We start from the raw sequence: 17,203 nt of genomic DNA, 5'->3' as shown, positions 1-17,203 counted from the left end.
CAGGCCGAGGATGGCCGAGGATGGCCGACTAGGGGACGGATACCCCTTAGATCACCGCGTTCGACGGGCCCCGCACGGCGGACAGGTCGCGCGCCACCGCTTCCGCGTCGCGCAGCACCCGTACCGCGTTGGACCAGGTCAGCTTGGCCAGGTCGGCCCTGGACCAGCCGCGCGTCAGCAGCTCGGCGATCAGGTTCGGGTAGCCGGCCACGTCGTCCAGCCCGGCCGGGGTGAAGGCCGTGCCGTCGTAGTCCCCGCCGATGCCGATGTGGTCGATCCCGGCCACCTCGCGCATGTGGTCCAGGTGGTCGGCGACCGTGGCTGCCGTGGCCAGCGGACGCGGGCGCTGGGCCTCGAAGGCCCGGTGCAGGGCCATCGCCTCGGGCGTGGTGTCCAGGTGGTGGAAACCGTGCGCCCGCAGGTTCTCGTCCGCGGCCAGGGTCCACTCGACCGCCGCCGGGAGGATGAACTTCGGGACGAAGGTGGCCATCGCCACGCCGCCGTTGGCCGGCAGCAGCGCCAGCACGTCGTCGGGGATGTTGCGCGGGTGGTCGCAGACCGCCCGGGCCGAGGAGTGCGAGAAGACCACCGGCGCGGCCGAGACGGCGAGCGCGTCCCGCATCGTCGTCGCGGCGACGTGCGAGAGGTCCACCAGCATGCCGATGCGGTTCATCTCGCGGACGACCTCGCGGCCGAAGTCGGTCAGGCCGCCGTGCCGGGGCTCGTCCGTCGCCGAGTCCGCCCAGTCGATCGTGTCGTTGTGGGTGAGCGTCATGTACCGCACGCCCAGCCGGTGCAGGGCGCGCAGCGTGGCGAGCGAGTTGTTGATGGAGTGGCCGCCCTCGGCTCCCATCAGCGAGGCGATCCGGCCGTCGGCGCGGGCCGCCTCCATGTCGTCGGCCGTCAGTGCCCCGACGAGGTCGCCGGGGTAACGGTCGATCAGCTGGGCCACGGCGTCGATCTGCTCCAGGGTGGCGCTGACCGCCTCGTCACCGGCGTAGTCCGAGCGGACGTAGACGGACCAGAACTGCGCGCCGACCCCGCCGGCGCGCAGCCGCGGGATGTCGGTGTGCAGGTGGGCGGACTGGTCACCCGCGATGTCCCGCAGGGACAGGTCGTAGCGCACCTGCTGGCGCAGCGCCCAGGGAAGGTCGTTGTGGCCGTCCACGACGGGGTGGTCGGCCAGCAGCTCACGCGCCTCGTCCAGACGCTGCGCCGCGCTCACTTGCCGAATCCGAAGGACTCCGCGCTCGCGACCTTCGTACGCAGTCGCTTGCCCTTCTCGGTGGCCTGGTCGTTGAGTTCCTGCTGGAACTCGCGCATCCGGGCCAGCAGCTCCGTGTCGTGCGCGGCCAGCATCCGTACGGCGAGCAGCCCCGCGTTGCGCGCCCCGGCGACCGAGACGGTGGCGACGGGAACCCCTGCGGGCATCTGGACGATCGACAGCAGCGAGTCCATGCCGTCGAGGTACTTCAGCGGCACCGGCACGCCGATGACCGGCAGCGGGGTGACCGAGGCGAGCATGCCGGGCAGGTGGGCGGCCCCGCCCGCGCCCGCGATGATCGCCTTCAGGCCGCGCTCGGCGGCCTCTTCCCCGTACGCGACCATCTCGCGCGGCATCCGGTGGGCGGAGACGACGTCGACCTCGTAGGGGATCTCGAACTCGTCGAGGGCCTGGGCGGCGGCCTCCATGACGGGCCAGTCCGAGTCGGAGCCCATGACGATGCCGATGACGGGGCCTGCGGGGGAGGTGCTCATGCGGTGACCGTTCCTCTGAGGTAGTCGGCAGCGTGGCGTGCGCGCTCCAGCACATCGTCCAGGTCGTCGCCGTAGGTGTTGACGTGGCCGACCTTGCGACCGTGTTTCACGTCCTTGCCGTACATGTGGATCTTCAGCTGGGGGTCGTGGGCCATGCAGTGCAGGTACGCCGCGTACATGTCGGGGTAGTCCCCGCCCAGCACGTTCGCCATGACCGTCCACTTCGCGCGGGGGCGCGGGTCGCCCAGCGGGAGGTCCAGGACCGCCCGTACGTGGTTGGCGAACTGGGAGGTCACGGCCCCGTCCTGGGTCCAGTGGCCGCTGTTGTGCGGGCGCATCGCCAGCTCGTTGACCAGGATCCGGCCGTCGGTGGTCTCGAACAGCTCCACGGCCATGTGACCGGTCACGCCGAGTTCGTTGGCGATGCGCAGGGCGAGGGCCTGGGCCTCGCCGGCCAGGGCCTCGGAGAGGTTCGGGGCGGGGGCGATCACCGTGTCGCAGACCCCGTCCACCTGGACGGACTCGACGACGGGATAGGCGACGGCCTGCCCGTGCGGGGAGCGGACGATGTTGGCCGCGAGCTCGCGGACGTACTCGACCTTCTCCTCGGCGAGGACCGGGACGCCCGCCCTGAAGGGCGCCTGCGCGTCCTCGGGGGTGCGGACGAACCACACGCCCTTGCCGTCGTACCCGCCCCGCACGGTCTTGAGGATGACGGGGAACCCGCCGACCTCGTCCGCGAAGGCGGCCACGTCGTCCGGATCGCTCACGATCCGGTGGCGGGGGCTGGGCGCGCCGATCTCGTCGAGCTTGGCGCGCATCACCCCCTTGTCCTGGGCATGGACCAAAGCGTCGGGCCCCGGGCGGACGGGGATGCCGTCCGCTTCCAGGGCCCGCAGGTGCTCCGTGGGTACATGCTCGTGGTCGAAGGTGATCACGTCACAGCCGCGCGCGAAGGCACGCAGCGTCTCCAGGTCGCGATAGTCGCCGATGACGACGTCGTTCACGACCTGGGCCGCCGAATCCTGCGGCGTGTCACTGAGGAGCTTGAATCTGATGCCGAGGGGGATACCCGCCTCGTGGGTCATGCGGGCGAGCTGACCGCCGCCGACCATGCCGACTACCGGAAACGTCACTCCTCCAGGGTATCCGCCGGTATTCCGCCATCCGGACGCAACCCTGGCTCGGACCTGCCGGTGTGCCGTGCGTCGCACGGCCTCCGAAGGCGCAGACGGGTCACAGGGGGGACACTTAACATGAGCGGGTTGACGGAGAACCCCGGACGCCCCTGGTGGGGCGGTGACCGACAGGACTGAGCCTTCTGATGAGCACACCCGGCGACGGATCTGTCCTCGAACGCGTACGCGGCCTCGTGCGAGAGGTCGCCAAGTTCGGGGCGGTCGGCGGTCTGGGTGTGCTGGTCAACCTGGGTGTCTTCAACCTCCTCCGCAACACGACCGACCTGCAGGTGGTGCGCGCGAGCGTGATAGCCACCGTCGTGGCGATCGCCACGAACTACCTCGGCTTCCGCTACTTCGCCTACCGGGACCGCGCCAAGAGCGGCCGCACCCGCGAGCTGACCCTGTTCGTCGCCTTCAGCGGGATCGGGCTGGTCATCGAGAACGGCGTGCTCTACACCGCCACGTACGGCTTCGGCTGGGACGGCCCGGTCGCGAGCAACGTGTTCAAGTTCATCGGGATCGGGACCGCCACCGTCTTCCGCTTCTGGTCGTACCGGACCTGGGTCTTCAAGGCCCTGCCCGGCATCGAGCAGTCCGAGCCGATACCCGATCCGGCGCCGCTGCCCAAGCCCGAGCCCGGGCCCAAGCCGGAGCCGCTGCCGGAGCCGGAGCCCGCGAACAGCTAGCGGCCCCCTACCTGGCGCACGGTCTGCCTAGCGCACGGTCCTCTCCGGCTCGGCCCGTTCCGGCGCCGTCCGGCTGAGGAACAGCGCGAACACCGGCGGCTGCGTCTGGAGCAGCTCCAGGCGTCCGCCGTCCGCCTCCGCGAGGTCCCGGGCGACCGCGAGGCCGATGCCGGTGGAGTTGCGGCCGCTGATGGCCCGCTCGAAGATCCGGTTGCCGAGGTCCGGCGGGACCCCCGGCCCCTCGTCCGTGACCTCCAGCACCGCCTGGTTGCCGATGACCCGGGTACGGAGCGCGACGGTGCCGCCGCCGTGCATGAGGGCGTTCTCCACCAGGGTGGCCAGGACCTGCGAGACCGCCCCCGGGGTGCCGACGGCCCGCACGCCCTGCTTTCCGGAGCGCACGATGGCCCGGCCCGCGCTGCGGTAGGCCGGCCGCCACTCCTCCACCTGCTGTTTGACGACCTCGTCCAGGTCGAAGGGGACCGCCGAGCCCGTCCGCGGGTCCCGCGCGTTCGTGAGCAGCCGCTGCACGACGTCCGTGAGCCGCTCCACCTGGGTCAGGGCGATCGTCGCCTCCTCCCGTACGGTCTCCAGGTCCTCGGTGACCGTGATCTCCTCCAGCCGCATGGACAGCGCGGTGAGCGGGGTGCGCAGCTGGTGCGAGGCGTCCGCGGCCAGGCGCCGCTCGGCGGTCAGCATCCGGCCGATCCGCTCGGCGCTGGAGTCCAGTACGTCCGCGACCCGGTCGAGCTCCGGGACGCCGTACCGCTTGTGCCGGGGCCGCGGATCGCCCGATCCGAGCCGCTCCGCCGTCTCGGCGAGGTCGGTGAGGGGGGAGGCCAGCCGGTTCGCCTGCCGTACGGCGAGCAGTACGGCCGCCACGACGGCCAGCAGCGCCACCGCGCCGACCACGGCCAGGGTCCGCACGACCTCCCTGGTCACGGTGGAGCGGGACTCCTCGACGGTCACGACCTCGCCCTGCTCGCCGTGCGCGGTGCCGCGGATGACGCTGTCGGGGATCGGGGTGCCCACCTCCACGGTCGGCTGCCCGGGGATGGTGATCCGCGCGTAGTGGCCGGCGTCGAGCTGCTCGGCGAGGGTGCCGGGCTCGACCGGCTCCTTCTCCAGGACGTTCGCCTCGACGATGCCCACCAGCCGCAGCGCCTCGGACTCGATTCGGTCCTGGGCGCTGCTGGTGATGGTGCGGGTCTCCACGATGACGAGGGAGACCCCGAAGACGGCGATCACGACGAGCACCACGGCGAGCGTGGAACTGATGAGGCGGCGGCGCATGCTTAGAGCATGCACCAGCGTCCGTCCGGGTGAGTTCGCTCAGCTCTTCTCGAAGCGGAAGCCGACGCCCCGCACGGTGGCGATGTAGCGGGGGTTGGCGGCGTCGTCGCCCAGCTTCTTGCGCAGCCATGAGATGTGCATGTCGAGGGTCTTGGTGGAGGACCACCAGGTGGTGTCCCAGACCTCGCGCATCAGCTGGTCGCGGGTGACGACCCGGCCGGCGTCGCGGACCAGGACCCGCAGCAGGTCGAACTCCTTGGCGGTGAGCTGGAGCTCTTCCTCGCCCATCCAGGCGCGGTGCGATTCGACGTCGATCCGCACGCCGTGGGTGGCGGGGGGCTGGACGGCCTCGGCGGCGCCGCGGCGGAGCAGGGCCCGGACCCGGGCCAGCAGCTCGGCCAGGCGGAAGGGCTTGGTCACGTAGTCGTCGGCGCCCGCGTCCAGGCCCACGACGGTGTCGACCTCGTCCGCGCGGGCGGTGAGGACCAGGATCGGGAAGCCGTGGCCCTCGGCGCGCAGCCGGCGGGCGACTTCCAGCCCGTCCATGCCCGGCAGGCCCAGGTCCAGGACGACGAGGTCGACGCCGCCCTGCAGTCCGGCGTCCAGGGCGGTGGGGCCGTCCTCCCGGACCTCGACCTCGTACCCCTCCCGGCGCAGGGCGCGGGCCAGGGGCTCCGAGATGGATGCGTCGTCCTCGGCGAGCAGTACACGCGTCATGTGGGTGATGGTAGTCCGCGGCGACCGGGCCGAGGGGCCTGCCGGCAGGCACCTCTCTATCTGGGCTTATGAACCGCTCACCACCTTCGAATATGGTCGGACGGTTCCCTGCCCGCCTGTGATCCATCTCTCAAGTCCTTTCAAATGCGGCCCTGTCGTGTCGTATGGTGGCGAGACGCCTGATGCACTACCTCAGGGACCTTTGTGCCGAAAAGCGAGCCAAAGGTCTCTACTTCTGTCCTGAACGGACAGGCAGTCTTGACGGACTCACCTGTCCGGGCTTGATGACAGTGAATGACCTGTGGGCCGGGCCCCCGCGCGATGGTGCGCGAGCGGGCGTGGATCCCGGTTGCGGATGTTCCTTCGCCCCCACCCCACGGGGGCGAGACCCCCAGGCGTGGGTGGGAGTCCGTCGCCGGTGCCGGCCACCCCCCACCGGGCGCGGATGAGCTCACGAAGCCAAGCGTCCCGAGCAAGCAAGGATCGACCATGGCTTCCAGCCTGACGAGGGACTCGGCGGGTCAGTCCGCCGAGAAGACCTTCTTCGGACACCCCCGTGGCCTGGCCACTCTGTTCATGACCGAGATGTGGGAGCGTTTCTCCTACTACGGCATGCGCGCACTTCTCGTCGTGTACATCCTGTCGGGCGGTCCTGACGCGGCGGACGGCAGCCAGGCCGGCGGCCTCGCCATGCGGACCGCCGTCGCGACGGCGATCTACTCCGTCTACGTGGCCATGGTGTACCTCATGGCCCTGCCCGGCGGCTGGTTCGGCGACCGCGTCTGGGGGGCCCGTAAGACGGTCACCGTCGCAGGCGGCGTGATCATGGCGGGCCACTTCGCGCTCGCCCTCCCCGGCCAGGCGATGTTCTTCGTCGGCCTCGCGCTGGTCGCGGTCGGTTCCGGCCTGCTGAAGGCCAACATCTCCACGATGGTCGGCCACCTCTACGACGGTCCGCAGGACCCGCGCCGTGACAGTGGCTTCACGCTCTTCTACGTGGGCATCAACCTCGGCGCCTTCGTCGCTCCGCTCGCCATCGGCACCGTCGGCCAGACCGTCAACTGGCACCTGGGCTTCGCCATGGCCGGTCTCGGTATGGCCCTGGGTCTGGCCCAGTTCCTCATGGGCACCAAGCACCTGAGCCCCACGAGCAGCCTGGTCCCGAACCCGCTCTCCGTCCAGGAGCGCAACGCGATCATCGTCAAGGTGGCCGCGGCCGTCGGCATCATCGCCCTCTTCTACGCGGTCGTCGGCTTCGCCGGCATGTTCACGCTGAACTGGGCCATGGTCCCGCTGACCGTCGCCGGTCTGCTGATCCCGATCGGCGTGCTCGCCCGCATCAAGCGCGACAAGGACCTCTCGGCGCCCGAGCAGTCGAAGATGACCGGCTACATCTGGTTCTTCGTCGCCGCCGCCGTCTTCTGGATGATCTACGACCAGGGTGGTTCGACGCTGGCCGCGTTCGCCGAGACCAAGTCCGCGAACACGCTCTTCGGCCTGGACTTCCCGTCGACCTGGTTCCAGTCGCTGAACCCGCTCTTCGTGATGTCCCTGGCCCCGGTCTTCGCCTGGCTGTGGATCTGGCTGTCGCGCAAGAACCAGGAGCCGACGACCATCGTGAAGTTCGCGATGGCCCTGGTCCTGGTCGGCGGCTCGTTCTTCGTCTTCGTCGTGCCGATGGGCATGGCCGGCGACGGCGGCAAGGTCAGCCCGATGTGGCTCGTCTCGATCTACATGATCCAGACGATCGCGGAGCTGTGCCTTTCGCCGGTGGGTCTGTCCGTCACCACCAAGATGGCGCCGCAGAAGTACGCGAGCCAGATGATGGGTGTCTGGTTCCTCGCGGTCACCGCCGGTGACTGCACCACCAGCCTCCTCTCGATCGCCGGTGTGGACCTGAACGGCACCACGATCATCGCGGCGCAGGCCGCGCTGGCGGCGTTCGCGGGCTTCGCGATCCACATGTACCGCAAGAAGGTCCAGACGATGATGGGCGACGTGCACTGACGCACCCCCTTCACGACGCGGGGGGGGGGGGGAGGGGGGGGGGGGGGGGGGGGGGGGGGGGGGGGGGGGGGGGGGGGGGGGGGGGGGGGGGGGGGGGGGGGGGGGGGGGGGGGGGGGGGGGGGGGGGGGGGGGGGGGGGGGGGGGGGGGGGGGGGGGGGGGGGGGGGGGGGGGGTGGTGGGGGGGGGGGGGGGGGGGCCCCCCCCCCCCCCCCCCGGCCCTGGGCAACGCCTCCGCGGCGTCAGCTGCTGTAGACGCCGACCTCGTGGAGCGAGTACCCCCACTGGGTGCCGCGCTGCAGTCCGTGGACGCGTACGTAGCGGGCGGGGGCACCGGTGAACAGGGCCGTGTCCAGGCCGCCGTCACCGGTGGTGGTGGACCACACGGACTGCCAGTTCGTGCCGTCGGGCGAGAGCTCGACGCGGTACGCCTTCCCGTACGCGCGCTCCCAGTCGAGCGTGACGCGCTTCACCAGGTTCGCCGTGCCGAGGTCGATCTGGAGCCACTGGTCGTCGCTCCAGCCGCTCGCCCAGCGGGTGCCGGTGCTGCCGTCCACCGCCCGGTACGGGGCGTAGCTCGTGAACGGGTTCCACTCCGACGAGCTGGCCGAGGCGGACGAGCCCGCGGCGAGGTTCACCCCGGCCTTGTGCTTCTCGGACGAACCCCAGGTGGTGAGGTAGGACTCGGCTCCGCGGAAGAGGTCGTCCACCACGTCCTGGCCGCCGACGAGCCGGATGTCCTCGATCCAGTCCGGGACCAGACCGTAGTGCGAGGCGCCGTCGGTGTTGAGGTCCCACGTGCGCTGCCCAGTGGTCTGCTTGTCGATGACGGAGCCGCCGTCGGTGCTGCGGAAGGGATAGCGCACCGGGTTCGGGGTGTCGGCCCCACGCGGGGCGGGCCAGCCGCCGACGCCGTTCATGTCGGTGCCGTAGCCGTACCCGACGCCGTACTTGTCGCGCAGCGCGTCCGTGCGCTTCGCCTCCGCGCTGAACCCTTCGGCGCCGCCCATGTACTGGGCGACGAAGCCGCCGAGCTTGTAGAGCCGCTCGGTCCAGTCGAGGTCCATCCAGCTGTGCGAGGAGATCACGCCGGGGTAGGACTCGGACTCCAGGATGTCGAAGGCCTGGCCCGCGGCCTTGACGCTCATGTGGTCGATCTCCAGCATCATCTTGCGCTTCATCATGCCGCGCACGGCGTAGTCGCCCAGCTCGGTGAGACCGCGCGTGTTGCACCGGGCGTCCGCCGCGTACGAGGGGACCGACACGCCCGCCGGGAGCTGCTTCTGGGCCTCGGGGGCCGCCGCGAGGCCGATGGGGTTGTCGTGCTGCGGGCCGGTGCACGTCTCCGTCTTCCAGAACGTGCCGGTCGACAGGAACTGGCCCACGTTGATCGCCGTGCCGAGGGCGCCCGAGTCGAAGCGGACCCCGCACAGGGCGTTGTCGAACTTGTGGCACAGGAACATGCTGCGCACACCCAGCTCGTGCAGCTCGTCCAGGCCGCGGTCGATGTCCGCCTTCCCGCACTGCGCGACGTCCAGGATCTGCTTGCAGCCGAAGGGCTCGGAGGTCTCGACCCCGAGGACCACGGCCAGCTTGCCCTGCCGGATGACCTCGCGGGCCTGGCCGGAGTCGGTGACGATCCTGAACCAGCCCTTGCCCGGGCCGCCGTACATCTTGTCGATGTAGGCCTGCATGTCGTACGTCTTCTGCGCCTCCAGGCGGATGGCGGTCATCTCGTCGCAGCCGCGGTCCTTGAAGAAGTAGACCGAGCAGATCACGCCGTTGGTGACGAGGTCGTTGACGAGCACCCGCTGGCCGCCGCGCCAGGCACGCTCGACCCAGGCGTAGTAGTTCTGCTGGTGGGTCAGCGAGTCGTGGGCGGGCCAGTCCTTGAAGGTCGGCCAGCCGTCCGGGTCGTGCCTGCCGTCACCGCCCTTGGTGATGAAGTCGAAGACCGCGAGCGAGCCGTCGGGGTAGTGCTCGGGGCAGTCCTTGAGCGCGTCGGCCACCCCCAGTTCGGAGAACGGCTTGCCGCAGATGAGGCGGCCTCCGAAGCCTTCGTTGGACATCAGGTGGTCGTGCGCGTCGACGAAGCCCCGGACCCGTCCCTGGGCGTCGGTCCCCTTGAAGGGTTCGCCCGTCACGTTGATCCCGGAGTCGGGCGCGGGCCGCGCGACCGGGTTCCACCAGCCGGGCTCGGCGGAGGAGCTGGGTACGGGGCCGAGCATCATGGCCACGACGGCGAGGAGCAGTGACAGCACCGCGAGGGGCCTACGCCTGTGGTGCGTGTGTCGAGAATCGGTCATCACTCACGTCTTCGGTCGGCGGATGGCGCGGTCGAGGAGCCGGATCCGTCCGAGGGCATGACGGCGCGACAGGGGTGGGCCCTGGCGTGGCTTGTCATGGACCGCACAAACGGTGGGACGAGAATCGCGACTGCCGCCGACAGAGTCAAGAGTCCGGGACGGATGACCTGATGAAGCGTCAGGCCACCGGCGATCCGACCCGTGTCCGCCCGGCGCTGTACGAGGTCGACGCGATGGCCGTCTCCCGGCTCCGAGTCCGCCGGGAGCCCGACCTTAGGCCGACCACGAGGGTGAGAGCGGGTCAGCGCCGAACGGAACGGGCGCGTCGGGCAGCCCGGCCTGCCACGCGTCCGGGAACCGCCGCAGGACCGCGCCGAGGTGCAGGAGCTGCTCCCCGCCGAGCTGGTTGGTCAGCAGGACCGGGACGACGACGAACTCCCCGGGTACCAGGTCTCCCGGTCCTCCGCTCTCCCTGTCCGCTACCCCATCCGTCCGGACCGGACGTCAGCCGGGGTCCTGCTGCCCGAACTCGATGTCCAGGCTGATCTTCCTCACGGTGACCTTCGTGACGCCCGCGTCGGCCACGCCGAGGCGCTCGAGCAGGGCGTGTGTCGCATCGTCGCTCGTGGCGCGCGCGGCGCTGAGCCGGTGCAGCCCGCCTTCCGGGTCCGGCTCCCGGCCGGGATCGACGGTGTAGCGCATTCCGCCGATCTCCATGCCGTCGGCCAGCAGGGAGACGTCGATCGACTGTTCGCCGGCGGCCCGCAGCTCGTCGGCGGTGAACGGCCCGCCCGGCACCAGGTGCAGCTTCAGCCGGCGCTTCTCGCCCGGGTTCAGCCGGAATCCGTTCGCCGCGTCATCGAGGTCGAGCGACCACCCCTTCTCCGCGAGGACGCCCGGCATGGTGATCCTGAGCTCCATGTGCGCGGGCCGGGGCAGGTTGTTGCCGGCGATGAAGACGGCGTCCGCCATCGACGCGATCAGGGCCTCGGGTCCCGCGCCGCCGGGTACGAGGGTGACGTTGCGCTGGCCGATGTTGTTGTCGTTGGGCACCAGCCGCCATTCCTCGATCGCCTCCGAGCCGGTGAAGTGCACCACGTTGCTCGGGTCGCCCGCCGTGGAGGCGATCATCAGCGCGCAGTCGTGGCCGTGGACGTTCTCGTCGGGCACCCACGCGAACGGACCGAACACGACGTCCGCCCCGTTGTTCGCCGGGACGCCGGCCGCGGTCAGCCCCGACGCCGGTGACATGGGCGTGAAGTCGCCCGGCCAGCTGAGCCCCGCTCCGGGCAGGCAGTGGTAGCCCTGGACGGTCACGGTTCCCGAAGCCGTCGTACCGCGGTTCCTGACCTTCACGTAGAAGAAGTTCTCGGTGCCCGCGACGGCGTTCTGGTGTCCGGGCAGACCGTCGGGCGCGTTCCGGTTCCACATCGACTGGTTCGCCCAGTGAACCTGCTGGAACCGGTACTCCCCGGCGCGCCCGTCGTCGATGTAGACGTCGACGGCCGGCGGCTTGCCGCCGTACGATCCCTGCTTCTCGAACGCCCAGCGGATCACCTTGTTGTACGCGCCGCCGGACAGGCCCTCGGACAGCCAGTTCTTCAGGTCCGCGCCCTGCAGCTGCTCGCACCACAGCTGGGCGCCGCGGCCCGGCACACCGGCCCCGGTGACCGGGTCGACGTTGTCGGGGTTGGTGCCGGGCGTGAGCTGTCCGATGGCGCGCAGGATCAGGTACGTCGCGGCGCGGGACGCGAACAACCGCCTGCCGAGGTCCGGGTGGTCGCCGCCGATCGCGCGGTAGATCCGGAAGTGGCAGGTGGCCAGGATCTCCTCGCTCCGGTAGTCCAGGTCGTCCTCGGGTCCGCCCCACCGCCAGGTGCGGTCGAACCGACGCGACGCCAACGGCCGGAACGGGGCGTAGCGGAACCGGTCCGGTGTTCCCCGCAACGCGGATTCGGGGTCCATCTGCAGTGCGGCCAGGCCGTCCCCGGCGCTGTGCGCGAATCCGAACCTGCCCCGGTCCACATGGTCGCCGAGGGAGCCGTGCCCACCCATCTCGTGCCAGTGCACCCACGGGTCGACCGCCCGGCCCAGCGGCTTGTCGGTGTTGCTGAGGTCGCAGAGGGAGTAGCACTGGTGTCCCGTGCCGCCGTTGCCGTTGGGTGACCAGTGCGCGTTGATCGCGTCCGCACCCGTACCGCGGTGGTCGACCGGGATCGGGAAGTCCGTCCCGTCGAAATAGCCGGCGATCGGGAACCCCAGGTCGGCGATCCTGCGGAACAGCTGGGTCTGGTGGTAGTAGGCGTTGACCGCCGCGAAGCCGTCGGTCCTGGGCGCGAAGTCGAAGTCCGATCCCGACGGGCGGGTGGGAGGGGCCACGTTCGGCGGCTCGACGTCCTCGATCGCCACGTACGCGCCCCGCAGTCGCTGCTTCCCGGCGACCGGCGGGTCCAGATCGTTGAGCACCTCGCTGGAGTCGTGGTTCTGCAGGATCGCGTCGCCGTCGTCGGCGGTGACGGTCAGGTCACCGCTGCCCACATGGGGGTCGACCCGGAAGACGAGGCCGTTGACGAAGCAGGTCTGGCACTCGATGTAGAGGACCGAGCCGGTCTCCACCTCGGTGAGGAGGAGCCAGACCAGCTCCCCGTACGCCGGAACCTCGTGCCGGACTTTCATCTCGGCGCACAGGTAGGTGCGTCCGGGCACGATCGACTCGTCGACCGGAGGGATGTCCGGGAACGGCGGTGTGGTGCCCTCCAGGACCGCGGGCTCAGGGGTCCGCGAGACCTCCGCGTCGTCCGCCGGGCCCGGCAGGTCGCCGCCGGGGGGTTCCGGTTTGCCGTCGAAGCGGAGCTCCGGCTGGTAGCGGTAGGCGACGAACCGTCCGTTCAGCAGGCCGGTCCTGGAGCTCCCGCCTTCCCGCTCCGTCGCGTCCCGCCCGGTGAGTCCGAGCGAGCGCCGGACGACGCGTGTCGCTTCCTGCACCTCGGCCGGGACCCCGGCCTCCGCGTCCGCGTCGCGCGCGACCCGGCCGAGGAATCCGGCGCCGTCCTGGAAGAGCCTGCGGTAGTGCTCGATCCGCTCCTCGCTGGGCAGCTCGCCGTCGAGGCCCGGTTCCGTGTTGTTGGTGACGCCGACGATCCGGTTCGGCCCCTGCTTCACCTCGACCGAGATGCCGCGGCGGAAGACCGGCACGTCGAAGTACGTCTGCGTGAAGGCGACGGTCGCTGCGTCGAAGAGCCTCTTGTCGTCCTCGAGCCGGTACTCGATGTCCTTCTGCTCGGGCTCCAGGGCCCCGGCCCTCGACCGCAGGTTGGCGAGCTGTGGCCGCTCCAGCCCGAGCATCCCGGCGGCGTCCCTGAGGTAGGCGCTCGCCGCTTCGACGGGGTCGTTCTCGTCGCTGGCCCGGAGCTCCTGGCTGTGCCGGATGTGCGTGACGTGGGCGCCGTCCTTGGTGATGTGGCCCTTGACCGAGCCGTCGTAGAAGGTGGCCATCGCTTCTCCCCGTCCCAGGGCCCGGCCTGTCCGTCCGGAGACCCGGCCGGTGCGGCCCAGGGGGTGTCTTGGGCAACGGCTGATGAGCCGTCAGCATGGAACGCGGCCCCGCACATCGCTCGAAGAGTCGCGGAGTCGCGGGAACGTCGCACGAGCACCGCCCGCACCCGTCTTCCGGCCGGACAGGCGGCACTCAGGAATGGCCTGCGCGGCGACTGGGCCGGCGACTGGGCCGTGACTGGGCGCACCGCCTCCGCGAGGGAAACACGCACGACGCGGGGTAAGGAGTCAGGCTTCGATTCCGAGCCTACGCCGCGCGTTTCCGGGTGTCGATCCGGCCCGATCGGCGCGATACCCCCTGGCGGCCTACCGTCGAGGTATGAGCGGAATGGTCGTGGTGTACGAGGTCGACGAACCGGTGACGGCGCACGGCTCGGGGGGCGCGTCAGCCGGCGTGCACGCCCTCGTCCTGCGCGTGCACGCGGCGCCCACCGCCCCGGGAATGACCGTCCCCGGTCCGCGCACCTTCTGCGGCAGGGACACCTTCGCGATGCGAACGGCCTCGTGGCAGCCCGCAGGGCAGCCCGGCTCCGCGTGGTACGCCCCGGAGTACGCGGGCCGGGTCTGCCCCGCCTGCGACGACGCGGTGGGCGGCGTATGAGAGCGGAGGCGGCGCCCCCTGGGTGCCGCCCTCTATTTGGCGTCAGCGCGCATCGTGCTCCGGCAGGTCCCGTTCGGCCGGAGTGAACCCGAATCCGCGCGCCGTGGCCTTCGCGGACCGCTTGCCGCAGAACGCGGCTTCGAGGGTCCCGCCGAGGGCCGTGTTCACCGCGCCCCTGTTCGAGGTGTTCGCCATCGCGGCGAGACTGCGCCGGCCGTCGCGCGTCGAGAAGGCGTAGGTGTAGAAGCCCTGCACGGTGCCGGTGTGCCCGTAGACCGAAGTGCCGCAGGAAAGGTCGTAACGGCGCAGGCCGAGCCCGTAGAACCGGGTGTTCGTGGTGTCGGTCGGGGTCGCGGTGACCATGGCGTCCAGCAACCGCGGAGGCAGCAGCCGGCCGCCGAGCAGCGCGGACGTGAAGGTGTTCAGATCGGCCGGGTCGGAGATCACCGCCCCGGCGGACTGGGCCCACGACACCGTCTGCTCGGTGGAGTCGACCAGCGGCGCGCCCGCCTCGTCCGGGTGGAGGTAGCCGCGCGCGTGCAGCCCCCTGATCTGCGTGCTGGGGTGCACGTAGGAGGTGTTCCGCAGCCCCAGCGGCCTGATGACGCGCCGCTCGTACTCCTTGGCCACCGGATGGCCGGTGGCCTTCTCGATGAGCATGCCGACGACGACGAAGTTGGTGTTCGAGTACTTGTACGCCGCGCCGGGCTCGGTCGTCCTGGGTTCGCTCAGCGAGAGGTCCACCAGCTCCTGGTAGCCGAACACCTTGTTGCGCACGGCCTCGAAGCCGGGCACGGTCCGCTCGAACATGGCATCGGTGTAGTCCGCCAGTCCGCTCCGGTGGCTCAGCAGATGCCGCACCGTGATCCGGTCGTCGGGCAGCAGGCCCGGCAGGTAGCGGTTGACGGCGGCGTCCAGGTCGATCCGCTCCTCGCCCACCAGCTGCAGCAGGACGACGGAGGAGAACGTCTTGCTGACGCTGCCGATCCGGAAGCGGGCCTGGGTGTTCATGGCCGAGCCCGTGGTCTTGTCGCGTACGCCCACGGCCCTGGTGCGGACCCCGTCGGGGCCGCTGAAACGGGCCATGGCACCCGGCGCGCCGGCGGCGGTCGTGTTCCGCAGCGCCTGGTCCAGCGCTTCCAGATCGGGGGTGGTCGCAGCGGCGTGGGCGGTGGTCACCGGAGCCACCGCGGCCATCAACGCCAGTACGGCTGCGCTGAGGGCCAGACGTCGGTTCATGGGCAGGAGCACTGTGTTCCTCTGGTCGGTCGGGCGGGCGGTCGGTCGGGCGGGCGGTCGGTGGGTCGGTCGTCGATCGGCATGGCAGGTGGACGAGGCGTCGCGGATCACGGTCGCGGTCGCGGACACGATCGGCCGGGCGATCACGCGCCTAAGGAAGATCATCGGGCAATACCGGGGCGGTACGAGCCGCAACGCGCCGTCCTACGAGGGCAGTTCCAGCAGCCGGACCGCCGCCTCGCGCATCTCGATCTTCCGGATCTTCCCCGTGACGGTCATGGGGAACTCCTCCACGACGTGCACGTAGCGCGGGATCTTGAAGTGGGCCAGCCGGCCGTCGCAGTACGCCCGGACGACGGCGGCGGTCAGCGGCTCGGCGCCCTCGCGCATCCGCAGCCACGCCATGAGCTCCTCCCCGTACTTCGGATCGGGCACGCCGATGACCTGGACGTCCAGTACGTCCGGATGGGTGTGGAGGAACTCCTCGATCTCACGGGGATAGACGTTCTCCCCGCCGCGGATCACCATGTCCTTGATCCGGCCGGTGATGCTCAGGTAGCCGTCGTCGTCCATGACGGCCAGGTCGCCGGTGTGCATCCAGCGGGCCGCGTCGACGGCCTCGGCGGTCCGCTCCGGCTCACCCCAATAGCCGAGCATGACCGAGTAGCCGCGGGTGCACAGTTCGCCCGGCTCCCCGCGGGGCACCGCCCGTCCGGATCGTGGATCGACCACCTTCACCTCGAGGTGCGGCCCGACGCGGCCCACGGTGGACACCCGGCGCTCGATCGAGTCGTCGGCGCGGGTCTGCGTCGACACCGGGGACGTCTCCGTCATCCCGTAGCAGATGGACACCTCGGTCATGCCCATCCGGTCGATGACCTCCCTCATCACCTCGACCGGACAGGGCGAGCCGGCCATGATCCCCGTCCTCAGGCTGGACAGGTCGTACGTCTCGAAGCCGGGATCCGCCAGCTCGGCGATGAACATGGTGGGGACGCCGTAGAGCGAGGTGCACGCCTCCGATTCCACGGCGGCCAGGGTGGCCGCCGGATCGAACGAGGGCGCGGGGATCACCATGGCGGCGCCGTGGCTGGTGCACGCGAGGTTGCCCATCACCATGCCGAAGCAGTGGTAGAAGGGGACCGGGATGCAGACCCGGTCCTGCTCGGTGTAGTGGCACAGCTCGCCCACGAAGAAGCCGTTGTTGAGGATGTTGTGGTGCGAGAGCGTCGCGCCCTTCGGGAAGCCGGTGGTCCCCGAGGTGTACTGGATGTTCACGGCGTCGTCCGGGCTCAGCGCGGCCTGCGCCCGGGCCAGCTCCGCGGGGTCGCCCTGCCGGCCCCGCTCCAGCAGGGAGGTCCACCGGGGCCCTCCCAGCAGGGCCACGAATTCCAGCGCCGGGCAGCGCGGCCGCACCTCCTCGATCATGGCGGCGTAGTTGGAGGTCTTGAAGCGGTCCGCGGCGGCGAGCAGCCGGATCCCGGACTGCCGGAGCACGTATTCCAGTTCGTGGGAGCGGTAGGCGGGGTTCACGGTGACGAGCACCGCCCCGATCTTGGCGGTGGCGTACTGCACCAGCGTCCACTCCGCGCGGTTGGGGGCCCAGATGCCGACGCGGTCCCCCTTGACGATGCCGAGGTCCAGCAGCCCGAGCGCGAGGGCGTCGACGTCGGCGGCCAGCTCCGCGTACGTCCACCTGCGCCCGGCGGCCACGTCGACGAGGGCGTCGCGACCGGGGAACTTCCGCACGGTGCGGTCCAGGTTCTCGCCGATGGTGTCGCCCAGCAGCGGCACCTCGCAGACCCCGGACGCGTAGCTCGACGCGGCAGACACATGGACCTCCTGGCTTGGGTGGCGAGAGC

At 70.8% G+C, this 17,203-nt stretch carries 12 protein-coding genes; 3 read left to right on the top strand and 9 right to left on the bottom strand.

The annotated features are described in order from the left end of the window. Positions 1-46: 46 nt before the first annotated feature. From ACZ4TV_RS11530 to ACZ4TV_RS11520, 3 genes are read right to left on the bottom strand one after another with little or no spacing between them, the layout of a single operon-like run. Positions 47-1,225 (bottom strand): dipeptidase, encoded by a 1,179-nt coding sequence (locus ACZ4TV_RS11530; protein ID WP_468133228.1) that lies wholly within the window; start codon positions 1,223-1,225, stop codon positions 47-49. Continuing rightward, positions 1,222-1,758 carry a 5-(carboxyamino)imidazole ribonucleotide mutase gene (gene purE, locus ACZ4TV_RS11525; RefSeq protein WP_468133226.1) on the bottom strand — a complete coding sequence of 179 codons (537 nt, stop codon included), beginning with the start codon at positions 1,756-1,758 and terminating at the stop codon, positions 1,222-1,224. The genes ACZ4TV_RS11530 and purE overlap by 4 nt, the downstream gene beginning before the upstream one ends. Beyond that, complete coding sequence (locus ACZ4TV_RS11520) at positions 1,755-2,873, bottom strand: 5-(carboxyamino)imidazole ribonucleotide synthase (RefSeq protein WP_468133307.1); 1,119 nt, start codon at positions 2,871-2,873, stop codon at positions 1,755-1,757. Before ACZ4TV_RS11520 ends, purE begins: the two co-directional genes overlap by 4 nt. A 209-nt stretch (positions 2,874-3,082) precedes the next feature. Between ACZ4TV_RS11520 and ACZ4TV_RS11515 the strand changes: the two genes are divergently transcribed. Further along, entirely contained in the window at positions 3,083-3,625 is a 543-nt protein-coding gene (locus ACZ4TV_RS11515; protein WP_468133224.1) for a GtrA family protein, read from the top strand. Between the two features lie 27 nt (positions 3,626-3,652). Here the strand turns inward: ACZ4TV_RS11515 and ACZ4TV_RS11510 are convergent, their stop codons facing one another. Then, positions 3,653-4,918: an ATP-binding protein gene (locus ACZ4TV_RS11510; RefSeq protein ID WP_468133222.1), complete on the bottom strand. Its 1,266-nt coding sequence runs from the start codon at positions 4,916-4,918 to the stop codon at positions 3,653-3,655. A 39-nt stretch (positions 4,919-4,957) separates the two neighbouring features. Further along, the gene (locus ACZ4TV_RS11505) at positions 4,958-5,635 is read right to left on the bottom strand and encodes a response regulator transcription factor (RefSeq protein WP_266595781.1); all 678 of its coding nucleotides are present in this window, start codon (positions 5,633-5,635) and stop codon (positions 4,958-4,960) included. 489 nt (positions 5,636-6,124) lie between these two features. On the opposite strand from ACZ4TV_RS11505, the gene ACZ4TV_RS11500 reads away from it, so the two are divergent. Then, positions 6,125-7,642: a peptide MFS transporter gene (locus ACZ4TV_RS11500; protein WP_468133220.1), complete on the top strand. Its 1,518-nt coding sequence runs from the start codon at positions 6,125-6,127 to the stop codon at positions 7,640-7,642. A gap of 240 nt (positions 7,643-7,882) precedes the next feature. Here the strand turns inward: ACZ4TV_RS11500 and ACZ4TV_RS11495 are convergent, their stop codons facing one another. Further along, on the bottom strand, positions 7,883-9,871 hold the full coding sequence (locus ACZ4TV_RS11495) for a galactose-binding domain-containing protein (RefSeq protein WP_468133305.1): 1,989 nt from the start codon (positions 9,869-9,871) through the stop codon (positions 7,883-7,885). A gap of 579 nt (positions 9,872-10,450) precedes the next feature. Continuing rightward, the gene (locus ACZ4TV_RS11490; protein ID WP_468133218.1) at positions 10,451-13,441 is read right to left on the bottom strand and encodes a hypothetical protein; all 2,991 of its coding nucleotides are present in this window, start codon (positions 13,439-13,441) and stop codon (positions 10,451-10,453) included. 379 nt (positions 13,442-13,820) lie between these two features. On the opposite strand from ACZ4TV_RS11490, the gene ACZ4TV_RS11485 reads away from it, so the two are divergent. Further along, the gene (locus tag ACZ4TV_RS11485; protein ID WP_468133216.1) at positions 13,821-14,102 is read left to right on the top strand and encodes a hypothetical protein; all 282 of its coding nucleotides are present in this window, start codon (positions 13,821-13,823) and stop codon (positions 14,100-14,102) included. A gap of 42 nt (positions 14,103-14,144) precedes the next feature. Here ACZ4TV_RS11485 and ACZ4TV_RS11480 read toward each other — a convergent pair whose 3' ends face one another. Both ACZ4TV_RS11480 and ACZ4TV_RS11475 read right to left on the bottom strand, forming a co-directional pair. Continuing rightward, positions 14,145-15,341, bottom strand: a complete 1,197-nt coding sequence (locus ACZ4TV_RS11480; protein ID WP_468133214.1) for a serine hydrolase domain-containing protein — start codon at positions 15,339-15,341, stop codon at positions 14,145-14,147. A 204-nt stretch (positions 15,342-15,545) separates the two neighbouring features. Then, positions 15,546-17,174: an AMP-binding protein gene (locus ACZ4TV_RS11475; protein WP_468133212.1), complete on the bottom strand. Its 1,629-nt coding sequence runs from the start codon at positions 17,172-17,174 to the stop codon at positions 15,546-15,548. Between the last annotated feature and the right edge of the window lie 29 nt (positions 17,175-17,203).

The sequence above is a fragment of the Streptomyces sp. NPDC028910 genome, from assembly GCF_055564955.1.
Note: the sequence above shows the minus strand (reverse complement) of the source record. Positions and strands in the feature narration are given on the sequence as shown.

What these genes read in the sequence shown, in the direction of transcription:
- purE (WP_468133226.1), bottom strand. Translation starts at nt 1,758, where the DNA reads ATGAGCACCTCCCCCGCAGGCCCCGTCATCGGCATCGTCATGGGCTCC.
- ACZ4TV_RS11520 (WP_468133307.1), bottom strand. Translation starts at nt 2,873, where the DNA reads ATGGTCGGCGGCGGTCAGCTCGCCCGCATGACCCACGAGGCGGGTATC.
- ACZ4TV_RS11515 (WP_468133224.1), top strand. Translation starts at nt 3,083, where the DNA reads ATGAGCACACCCGGCGACGGATCTGTCCTCGAACGCGTACGCGGCCTC.
- ACZ4TV_RS11510 (WP_468133222.1), bottom strand. Translation starts at nt 4,918, where the DNA reads ATGCGCCGCCGCCTCATCAGTTCCACGCTCGCCGTGGTGCTCGTCGTG.
- ACZ4TV_RS11505 (WP_266595781.1), bottom strand. Translation starts at nt 5,635, where the DNA reads ATGACGCGTGTACTGCTCGCCGAGGACGACGCATCCATCTCGGAGCCC.
- ACZ4TV_RS11500 (WP_468133220.1), top strand. Translation starts at nt 6,125, where the DNA reads ATGGCTTCCAGCCTGACGAGGGACTCGGCGGGTCAGTCCGCCGAGAAG.
- ACZ4TV_RS11495 (WP_468133305.1), bottom strand. Translation starts at nt 9,871, where the DNA reads ATGATGCTCGGCCCCGTACCCAGCTCCTCCGCCGAGCCCGGCTGGTGG.
- ACZ4TV_RS11490 (WP_468133218.1), bottom strand. Translation starts at nt 13,441, where the DNA reads ATGGCCACCTTCTACGACGGCTCGGTCAAGGGCCACATCACCAAGGAC.
- ACZ4TV_RS11485 (WP_468133216.1), top strand. Translation starts at nt 13,821, where the DNA reads ATGAGCGGAATGGTCGTGGTGTACGAGGTCGACGAACCGGTGACGGCG.
- ACZ4TV_RS11480 (WP_468133214.1), bottom strand. Translation starts at nt 15,341, where the DNA reads ATGAACCGACGTCTGGCCCTCAGCGCAGCCGTACTGGCGTTGATGGCC.